Source organism: Devosia sp. (assembly GCF_017307565.1).
In the GTDB taxonomy this organism is placed as follows: Bacteria; Pseudomonadota; Alphaproteobacteria; order Rhizobiales; family Devosiaceae; genus Devosia.
Genome location: NZ_JAFKHD010000198.1, coordinates 1 through 9,498, shown reverse-complemented (window position 1 = coordinate 9,498; position 9,498 = coordinate 1). Strand labels below are relative to the sequence as shown.

10 protein-coding genes, 2 tRNA genes and 1 pseudogene are annotated in these 9,498 nt (G+C 62.5%); 5 read left to right on the top strand and 8 right to left on the bottom strand.

The window, feature by feature from the left end; all coding sequences use genetic code 11:
* Positions 1-118 precede the first annotated feature (118 nt).
* Positions 119-760 (bottom strand): alpha/beta family hydrolase, encoded by a 642-nt coding sequence (locus tag J0I64_RS06145; protein WP_291406726.1) that lies wholly within the window; start codon positions 758-760, stop codon positions 119-121.
* Between the two features lie 173 nt (positions 761-933).
* On the opposite strand from J0I64_RS06145, the gene J0I64_RS06140 reads away from it, so the two are divergent.
* Positions 934-1,497, top strand: coding sequence for an isochorismatase family protein (locus J0I64_RS06140; protein ID WP_291406725.1), 564 nt, complete (start codon positions 934-936; stop codon positions 1,495-1,497).
* Positions 1,494-2,489, top strand: coding sequence for a helix-turn-helix domain-containing protein (locus tag J0I64_RS06135; RefSeq protein WP_291406724.1), 996 nt, complete (start codon positions 1,494-1,496; stop codon positions 2,487-2,489). The genes J0I64_RS06140 and J0I64_RS06135 overlap by 4 nt, the downstream gene beginning before the upstream one ends.
* 95 nt (positions 2,490-2,584) lie before the next feature.
* Here the strand turns inward: J0I64_RS06135 and fabV are convergent, their stop codons facing one another.
* Together fabV and J0I64_RS06125 are read right to left on the bottom strand one after the other, a co-directional pair.
* Entirely contained in the window at positions 2,585-3,754 is a 1,170-nt protein-coding gene (gene fabV, locus J0I64_RS06130) for an enoyl-ACP reductase FabV (RefSeq protein WP_291406723.1), read from the bottom strand.
* A 140-nt stretch (positions 3,755-3,894) separates the two neighbouring features.
* On the bottom strand, positions 3,895-5,391 hold the full coding sequence (locus tag J0I64_RS06125) for a CoA-acylating methylmalonate-semialdehyde dehydrogenase (RefSeq protein ID WP_291406722.1): 1,497 nt from the start codon (positions 5,389-5,391) through the stop codon (positions 3,895-3,897).
* Between the two features lie 92 nt (positions 5,392-5,483).
* Here J0I64_RS06125 and J0I64_RS06120 point away from each other — a divergent pair, with 92 nt between their 5' ends.
* On the top strand, positions 5,484-6,368 hold the full coding sequence (locus J0I64_RS06120; protein ID WP_291406721.1) for a LysR family transcriptional regulator: 885 nt from the start codon (positions 5,484-5,486) through the stop codon (positions 6,366-6,368).
* Between the two features lie 167 nt (positions 6,369-6,535).
* On the opposite strand, the gene J0I64_RS06115 is transcribed toward J0I64_RS06120, so the two are convergent.
* From J0I64_RS06115 to J0I64_RS06100, 4 genes are all read right to left on the bottom strand, one after another.
* Positions 6,536-6,610 (bottom strand) — tRNA-Glu (locus J0I64_RS06115).
* Positions 6,611-6,664: 54 nt separating this feature from the next.
* A tRNA-Glu gene (locus J0I64_RS06110) sits at positions 6,665-6,739 on the bottom strand.
* Between the two features lie 91 nt (positions 6,740-6,830).
* Complete coding sequence (locus tag J0I64_RS06105) at positions 6,831-7,307, bottom strand: D-Ala-D-Ala carboxypeptidase family metallohydrolase (RefSeq protein ID WP_291406720.1); 477 nt, start codon at positions 7,305-7,307, stop codon at positions 6,831-6,833.
* Positions 7,308-7,532: 225 nt separating this feature from the next.
* Positions 7,533-7,949, bottom strand: a complete 417-nt coding sequence (locus J0I64_RS06100; protein WP_291406719.1) for a VOC family protein — start codon at positions 7,947-7,949, stop codon at positions 7,533-7,535.
* 186 nt (positions 7,950-8,135) lie between these two features.
* Here J0I64_RS06100 and J0I64_RS06095 point away from each other — a divergent pair, with 186 nt between their 5' ends.
* Positions 8,136-8,759: a cold-shock protein gene (locus tag J0I64_RS06095; RefSeq protein ID WP_291406718.1), complete on the top strand. Its 624-nt coding sequence runs from the start codon at positions 8,136-8,138 to the stop codon at positions 8,757-8,759.
* 41 nt (positions 8,760-8,800) lie between these two features.
* Complete coding sequence (locus J0I64_RS06090; protein ID WP_291406717.1) at positions 8,801-9,259, top strand: DUF192 domain-containing protein; 459 nt, start codon at positions 8,801-8,803, stop codon at positions 9,257-9,259.
* 3 nt (positions 9,260-9,262) lie between these two features.
* On the opposite strand, the pseudogene J0I64_RS06085 reads toward J0I64_RS06090, so the two are convergent.
* A pseudogene (locus tag J0I64_RS06085) lies at positions 9,263-9,498 on the bottom strand (hemolysin III family protein); the annotation flags it as partial.

The window sequence follows — 9,498 nt, the reverse complement described above, 5'->3', positions numbered from 1 at the left end:
CCACCACGTCGAAGCGAGAGCGAAGGCCTCAGCGTAGTATCAGCTCCGACCCAATCGTCTTTACCCCACCACGTCATTCCCGCTGTCGTCGGAATGACGTGGTGACGGAGCGGGAGCCTTAACCAACCCGGCCCGCCCATTCGGCTACGGCCTTCGCTACCGTTGCCAGATGCTCCGCCGCCGAAAAGCCAGAGACGGATTTTCGCGGTTTCAGAACATGATCTCCATCCTCGAGCCACAACAGCTCGATATCAGGCGATAGCCGGTACGCTGATACCTCTTCCCGCGTGCCAAATTCGTCCCTCGTCCCCTGACAGATGAGCGTGGGTGTCTTAAGCCCCTCAAGGTGCGCCGTCCGCAATTGCTCCGGCTTTCCCGGGGGATGAAACGGATACCCCAGACACACCAGCCCCGCGATCCGTCCAGCAGCGAAAGCCTCGTCCGCTACCATGCTGGCCACGCGTCCACCCATGGACTTGCCACCAATGATGAGCGGTCCATTGGTGGGGCCCAGAGCCTCGATGGCCGCCACATATTCCGGCATCACTTTCTCGGCCTTGGGCGGAGGCTTCCGCCCATCGCCGGTGCGCCGTGCGGCCATATAGGCAAATTCGAACCGTGCCACCCGGATTCCCCGATCCGCCAACGCCTTGGCCGCCGCCGTCATCGAAGCCGAATCCATCGGCGCCCCGGCACCATGCGCCAAGAGCACCGTCACCCGTGCATCCTCGGGGCCATCAAAAAGAAAATCGACCGTCATAGCCTCACTCAATCATCCTCACTCGGGGTTGTCACCCTGCCGAAGGCCAAGGTCCGTCTTGTTGCATCAAGCATCATGTCCTTTTTTGTCCGCTCCTCGTCCTGGCCAAGCCTCGAAATCCTAGACAGAGCACATACTCTCGGCTCATATCCTACACACCGGAGTGTCTAAAAATGACCGACACAGCTTTGCTCGTCATCGATGCCCAGGAGAGCTTCCGCCAGCGCGCCAATTGGCACGAGATCGATAGCTCCACTTATCTCAAGAACCAGCAGGCCCTCATCGACGGCGCCAGGACCAAGGGCTGGAAGATCGTCCGCGTGCTCCACGCCGAGCCGGAAGGCATTTTCTCCCTCGCCTCCGGCTTCGTCGCCACGATTTCCGATCTGAAGCTGGAAAATCCCGATCTCGACATCATCAAGCAGCGCCATTCCGCCTTTGTCGGCTCGCCGCTCGAAGTGTTCCTGATCGAAAACGGCATCCGTCGCCTGGTCATTTCCGGCATTCGCACCGAGCAGTGCTGCGAAACCACCACGCGCCACGGCTCCGATCTCGGCTGGCAGGTCGATTATGTCACCGAAGCGACCCACACCATGCCGCTCACCGACGCCACGGGCAAAACCTGGTTTGTCGAAGAGCTGAAAGCCCGCACCGCCGCGGTGCTCGATGGCCGTTTCGCCCGGGTCTGCACCATTGCCGAAGCCCTTGCCGGCGCCCCGAAGGCTGCCGCCGCATGACCAACGCTCCGCGCCGCATCCCGACCTATGTCGTCCTGCCGGCGCGGACGCTTCTGCTCGACGTCGCCGGCCCTGTCGAAGCCCTGCGCTACGCCAACCGCGCGCAAGACCACGTGCAATTCGACGTCCGCTATGTTGGCGCGCTCCCTGAGGTCACCAGCTCCATCGGTCTTCGCATCGCCGGCATCGAGCGCTTTCCCGAGACGATAGAGGAGGGCGCCATGATCGTCCTCTCCGGCCACACCGATGAGCCCCTACATGCCGGCCATCCAATGGACCCTCTCGATGCGGGCAGCGGCGACACCGTCGCCTGGCTCCGCCACGTTGTGACGCCCGAAACGCTCCTCGTCTCGATCTGCTCCGGCGCCTTGCTCGCCGCGCGTGCTGGCCTCCTTGATGGCGTCAGCTGCACCACGCATTTCTCCGATTGCGGCGAGTTGGCCGCCGTCGCCCCCACGGCAAAGGTGCTGGAAAACCGCCTCTATGTCGAAGATGGCAATCGCTATACCAGCGCCGGGATCACCGCCGGCATCGACCTGATGCTCCACATCATCGGCCGCCTGACGAGCCCGGCCGTTTCCGCCGCCGTCGCCCGCCAGCTCGTGGTCTATCTCCGCCGCGCCGGCACTGATCCCCAGCTCTCGCCCTGGCTCGAAGGGCGCAATCACATCCACCCGGCCATCCACCGCGTGCAGGATGCGATCGCCGCCGATCCCACGCGCGATTGGTCGCTCGAATCCCTCGCGTCCATTGCCTATGCGAGCCCGCGCCACCTGAGCCGTCTTTTCAACGACCACACCGGCATGAGCATTCCAGATTATCTGAACAGGTTGCGCGTGGCGCTGGCCCAGCAATTGCTGGCCGAAACGCGCCTCGATATCGAGCATGTCGCCGAACGCGCCGGTTTCAGCTCGAGCCGCCAGCTCCGTCGCGCCTGGAGCCGCCTCAATCCCACTCCGCCAAGCGCCGCCCGGCGGGATTTGCAGTCTTAACTTCGCCTGTCACCATTGCCGGGCCTGTCCCGACAATCCATCTCATTCCGACGTGACCACCGGGACGAGCCCGGTGGCGACGATGGTGTAAAGTCTTAGCCCGGAATGCGCGGGTCGAGATCTGCGGAGTAGTCGACCCCACCAAGCCCGAAGCCGAACAGCTTCAGGAACTCGGCGCGATACTTGCCGAGGTCGGCGAGATCGCCAAGGTTCTCGGTCGTCAGCATCCACCAGCGGCGGGCCATTTCGTCCTGCACGGTCTTGGTCAGTTCCCAGTCGTCGACGCGCACGCGGCTATCTTCGTCGAGCGCCGGCTCACCCTGCAGCTTGACGCGGAACAGGCGGTCGATCTGTTCGATCGTGCCTTCGCCGATCCCCATTTCGTCCATGACCTTGAGCAGCAGTGTGCCATAGAGCGGTACAACCGGAATGGCCGAGCTCGCCTGCGTCACCACGGCCTTGAGCGCCACGACATGCGCCGCATGCTCGCCGAACTGGCTGCGAATGGCGGCTGCAGCGCGGTCGAGATCGCCCTTGGCGCGGCCCAGCGTGCCCTTGTGGTAGATCGGCCAGGTCAGCTCGCTGCCGAGATACGTGTAGTTCAGCGACTGGAAGCCATCGGCCAGCACGCCCGCTTCGGCGAGCGCAGCGATCCAGAGTTCCCAGTCCTCGCCGCCCATCACCTTCACGGTGCCTTCGGCTTCCTCGTCGGTCGCCGGCTGCACTTCGATTTCCGAAACTTCGCCCGTACCGGTGTTCAGCGTCTTCGAGGTGACCGGCGTGCCCATCGGCTTGATGGCCGAGCGATACATGACGCCGGTCTTGGGGTCGGTGCGAACCGGGGAGGCAAGGCTGTAAACGATCAGGTCGACCTGGCCGAGGTTCGCCTTGATGGCTTCGATGGTTTCGGCCTTGATGGCGTCGGAGAACGCATCGCCTTCCACCGTCACCGCAATGCGGCCCGCCGCCTGCGCGCGCTTTTCAAAAGCACGGTTATTGTACCAGCCGGCCGAAGCGGTGCGGGTTTCTTCCGGGCCCTTTTCATAGGAAACGCCAACCGTGTCGGCGCCCGAACCAAAGGTGGTGACGATACGCGAAGCGAGGCCGTAGCCCGTCGAGCAGCCCAGCACGAGCACGCGCTTGCGCTTGGACGGTACCGGACCCTTGACCACGACATGGTCGATCTGACGCTGCACATTGGTCGCGCAACCGATGGGGTGGGCCGTGACGCAGATAAAACCCCGGACTTTCGGCTCGATGATCATGCTGGAACTCCCTGCAACCTGTGCCTAACACTTTGGCATTCGCCGTTAAGCAGGTTCTATTTTGAAGCGCCGGCGATTGCCAGAGGCGATTGAGGGCATGAACCGCTTTGCGCATCATGCCCCCATCCGGTCCCTTGGCCTTATGCCATGGTTGGCATTCTCAGCTCCGCGCCGTCCTTGATGCCGCTCGGCCAGCGCGCCGTGACCGTCTTGGTCCGCGTCCAGAACTTTATCGAGTCCGTGCCATGCTGGTTGAGGTCGCCAAAGGCGCTCGCCTTCCAGCCGCCAAAGCTGTGATAGGCAAGCGGCACCGGCACGGGCACATTGACGCCCACCATGCCCACATTGATCCGGGCCGCAAAATCGCGCGCCGCGTCGCCATCCCGGGTGAAAATGGCCGTGCCATTACCATAGGGATTGTCCATCACCAGCTTCAGCGCCTCTTCATAGGTGCCGCTGCGCACCACGCTCAGCACCGGCCCAAAGACCTCTTCCGTGTAAATATCCATCTGCGGGGTCACCCGGTCGAACAGTGTGGGCCCGACGAAATAGCCATTCTCATAGCCCTGCAGCGAAAAATCCCGGCCATCGAGCACCAGCTCGGCGCCTTGGCTGACCCCGCTCGAAATCAGGTTCTTGATGCGCTCCTGGCTCGCCTTGGTGATCACCGGCCCCATGTCCGAAGCCTTGTCGCTGGCCGGCCCCACCTTGAGCTTTTCAACGCGCGGCTTCAGCGCCGCAATGATGCGATCCGCCGTTTCTGCGCCCACCGGCACTGCCACCGAGATCGCCATACAACGCTCGCCGGCCGAACCATAACCGGCCCCGATCAGCGCATCGGCCGCCTTTTCCATATCGGCATCGGGCATGATGACCATATGGTTTTTGGCCCCGCCAAAGGCCTGCACGCGCTTGCCCTGCGCCGCCGCCCCGCCATAGACATAGCGCGCAATCGGGGTCGATCCGACAAAGCTGATTGCCTCGATCTTCTCGTGCGCGATGATGGCATCGACCACATCCTTGCCCCCATGCACGACATTGAGAATGCCCTTGGGCAATCCGGCCTCCAGCGCCAGCTGCGCCAGCCGCACCGGCACCGAGGGATCACGCTCGGACGGCTTGAGGATGAACGCATTGCCCGCCGCAATGGCCGGCGACAGCATCCAGAGCGGAATCATCGCCGGGAAATTGAACGGGGTAATCCCCGCGCCGATCCCCACCGGCTGGCGCATCGAATACATGTCGATCCCGGGTCCGGCGCCATCGGTGAATTCGCCCTTCATCAGGTGCGGCGCCCCGGCTACGAATTCGGCCACCTCAAGCCCGCGCAGAATATCGCCCTTGGCGTCGTCCACCGTCTTGCCGTGCTCGCTCGACAGCAGCTCCGCCAATTCGTCCATATGCTTGTTGATCAGCGCGACGAAGTTGAAGAAAACGCGCGCCCGGCGCTGCGGGTTGGTCGCCGCCCACTTGGGCTGCGCCGCCGCCGCCGATGCCACGGCCGCGTTGAGGTCTGCCGCGCTGGCCAGCGCCACCCGCGCCTGCACTTCGCCGGTCGCCGGGTTGAAAACATCCTGAAAGCCCGTGGCTTCGCCCTGGGTTTCGACGCCGTCAATGAAATGGCCGATGGTGCGCATTGATCTCTCCTTGGTGCCAGGGAGTATCGGCAGTATGATCAGCGCACAGCAACGTCCAAAAATCCGCATCCGTTGTGCAGAAAGTGTAGCCGATGAATTGGGATGACGTCCGCATCTTCCTCTCCGTCGTCCGCCACGGCCAGATTCTGGGGGCATCCAAAGCCCTCGGCCTCAACCACGCAACGGTCGCCCGCCGCCTCACTGCGCTCGAACAGGATCTCGGCAGCGTCCTCCTTCGCCGCCACACCCAGGGCGCCGAACTGACGCCCTATGGCGAAAAATTCCTCGTCCACGCCGAAGCCATGGAAAGCGCGGGCCTTGCTGCCCGCGGCCTCACCGGCGCCGACAGCGCCGCCGAAGGCACCGTCCGCATTGGCGCGCCCGATGGCTTTGGCGTCGCCTTCCTCGCCCCGCGTCTCCACGAGCTGGCCGATCGCCACCCAAACCTGCGCATCGAACTTGTCCCGGTGCCCCGAGCCTTCTCGCTCTCCCGCCGCGAGGCCGACATTGCCGTCACCATGGAGCGGCCGAGGGAAGGGCGCCTCATCGCCCGCAAACTGACCGACTATGCCCTCGGGCTCTACGCCAGCGCCGCTTATCTCGCCCGACACGGGCATCCCGAAACGCTCGACGACCTCAAGCAACATCGTCTCGTCGGCTATGTGGAAGACCTGCTCTTTTCCGCCTCGCTCGACTACACCGCCGAGTTCCATCGCGAGTGGCGCTCCACCATTGCCGTCTCATCCGCCATGGGCCAGACCGAAGCCGTCCGCTCCGGCGCCGGCATCGGCATCCTCCACACCTTCATGGCCCGCCGCGCCCCCGACCTCGTGCCGGTGCTCCCGCACCACACCCTCACGCGCTCTTATTGGACCGTCTGGCACGAAGACCTCCGCACCTCCCGCCGCGTCGCCATCGTCTCCGACTTCCTCACCGAACTCGTCACCCGCGACCGCGCCATCTTCGCTGCCGGGTAGGGGGCATGGTGGGAGTGCGCGCCGACACGCCTGAAAAAAGATTCGCAAATCCCCGGCGTTCGAGAATCACGAATCGCAAAACCACTCAGCCTGCGATTCGCATCAAAACAAAAAAGCCCACGCAGATGCGCAGGCTGAACAAATCAAAATTTTGAGAATTTACTAGCTGGTACGCCCAAGGGGAATCGAACCCCTGTTTACGCCGTGAGAGGGCGTCGTCCTGACCGCTAGACGATGGGCGCCTAAACGTTTGAGCGCCTGAGCCAACCTGCTTTCCCAACAATGTGGGGGAAGCGTGGTACGCCCTAGGGGAATCGAACCCCTCTCTGCACCGTGAAAGGGTGCCGTCCTAACCGATAGACGAAGGGCGCGCTCAACGCTGGGTGTCGTATAGAGGGAGCTTTTCTGGAGCGCAACCCCCTCCAACGAGTTTTCGTGATTTTTTCAAAAAACCAAAAGTTATCAACAGCCTGAGAAGGTGACGGGGCGCGAGTAGCCGCGCGGCCTGTCGCGAACGTCCACATGGATGAAGCTCCGGCCCGGATAGCAGCCGAGGCCGCCGACGCCCGAGGTGTTCATGGCAAACTCGATCAGCCGCTTCTTGTCGACGCCGGGGATATAGAAGTCCGCGGCCATGCATTTCATATGGTAGGAGTTGTCGGCGCCGCCCGCAGCCGAGTTGTGATAATTGTCGCGATAGCCCGACTGCATCACCACCTTCTTCCCAAAATGGCCTTCGAATTCCCAGATCAGGAATCGCAGCTTTGGCGACAGGCAGAATGCGTTGACGGTGTTCGAGGCGACATATGTCCCCCAATCTGATCGCAGTCCCGAATAGCCGGAGCCGCTGCCGCTGGCGAACATAGCCATGGGCACGCAGGCCGCGAGCGTGGTGACAACTGCGAAAAGAGCGAGGATGGAGCGAAGAAAACGGGGCATGGCGACTTTCCCGATTGGCCAGGTGTGGCTCAGGTGCCACAGGCAATGGGCTGAACGGTTCAGTCGCTAAAATTAGAAGTGTTTCGCTAACCGCCCGCTAAGCAGCACGGTTAGCGATTCGTATATGGCCAGTCACAGAAGGCCCGGCACTCTCGGTGCCACACCTCCCCCTCGATGGGGAAGGGCGGAAGGGCGAGGAGCCCCGCGCACGGGACTCCTCAATTCTCACCAGCTGCCGGTATTCGGCATCGAAGCCCAGGGCTCCTGCGGCGGCAGGTGGCCGTCTTGAATCAGTTCCACCGGAATGCCGTCCGGGGAACGTACAAAGGCCATGTGCCCGTCGCGCGGCGGCCGGTTGATGACCACGCCCATATCCTGCAGATGCTGGCAGAGGGCATAAATGTCCTTCACGCGATAGGCCAGGTGCCCAAAGTTGCGACCGCCGGTGTAAACTTCGGGGTCCCAGTTATAGGTCAGTTCGACCTGGCCGCCTTCGTCGCCCGGCGCGCGGAGGAAAATCAGGGTAAAGCGGCCCTTCTCGTTTTCCGAGCGGCGCACTTCTTCAAGGCCAAGGCCTTCGCAGTAGAATTTGAGGCTTTCCTCGACATTGGTGACGCGCACCATCGTGTGCAGATATTTCATTTTGCCTCCTTTTCGCACGTTTGTGATCTTGGCCTAACAAGCCCGGCCCTTGGCCGCAACGCCAACCGGTCGAGCCGCTTACAACTATTTCGCAACACCTTCTTAACTTTTGACACTGAATCGGACAGAGTGAAGGCGCTTGTCGGAGTACCCGTGATCACGGGATTTGCAAAAAGGCGTTGGGGCATGGGGGTCAATCTTAACGGCGAAGGTGGGAATCCCACGAATCCGTCGCAGGAGTCCGCAGAGGACAAGAGCGAAAACCTGTCGGTACGGCAGGACGGAGCCGCTGTTGATACGATCGAGGTCGTCGGGACCATAAAGTGGTTCGACGCCGGCAAGGGTTTTGGCTTCATCGTGCCGGACAACGGCATGGCCGATGTCCTTCTCCACGTCACCTGTCTCCGCCGCGATGGCTATCAGACCGCTTATGAAGGTGCGCGCATCGTCGTCGAGGCGCTGAACCGCCCCGGTGGCCTGCAGGCCTTCCGCATCGTCTCCATGGACGAGTCGACGGCCCGTCACCCGGCCCAGATGCCCGGGCCCCGCACCCATGTCGTGGTCGAGCCCAGCTCGTCCATGGTGCGGCTCGAGGTAAAGTGGTTCAATCGCATCCGCGGCTTCGGCTTCCTCTCCGCCGGCGAGGGCACTCCCGACGTTTTTGTGCACATGGAAACGCTGCGCCGTTTCGGCATCACCGAATTGCGGCCCGGCCAATATGTGCTCGTGCGTTATGGCAATGGCCCGAAAGGCCTTATGGTCGCCGAAATTCGGCCCGACGGTTGGGGCGACGCACCCTCGTCGCATTAATCGCGCTCGGCGCTCACAGTCTGCTAGCAAAGGCATCACCCATGTTGCACCAAGTCCGGGCGCTTGCTGTCGCAGCGGCCATCATTGGCGTGAGCCTTCCGCTCGCCGCCTGCAGCGATGAAGCCAAGCTCACCATTCACAGCGCCAATGGCGATCACACCTTCAACGTCGAGGTTGTGGACACCCTCGAAAGTCGCGCCCAGGGCCTGATGTATCGTCAGGAACTGGCGCCTGATGCCGGCATGCTCTTCGATTTCCTCGGCGAGCAGCAGGTGTCGTTCTGGATGCGCAACACCTTCATCCCGCTCGATATGCTGTTCATCACCAGCGAAGGCGTGGTGAAGAATATCCACGTCAACGCCAAGCCGCACGATCCCACCGGCATCCCGTCCGATGGTCCCGTTCAGTTCGTTCTGGAAATTCCTGGCGGCCGCAGCGTTGAACTCGGTATCGAGGCGGGCGACACAGTCACCCACCCGCGCATCGAAGCCAGCAAATAGGCCTCAGAGCCTGTGGATGACCATGCAGTCGAGCACCGCCCAAAGGTGCAAGCTGGCGCCGGCGACCACAAAGACATGCCATAAGGCATTCTGAAACTTCAGCTTTTCCCACAGGTGGAAAATGATGCCGGCGGAATAGGTGACGCCGCCGGCCAGCAGCAGCCACAGCGTCGAGCTCGGCAATTCCTGCGCCAGCGCCTGAAACACCACCACGCCGCTCCAGCCGATCGCCAGATAAA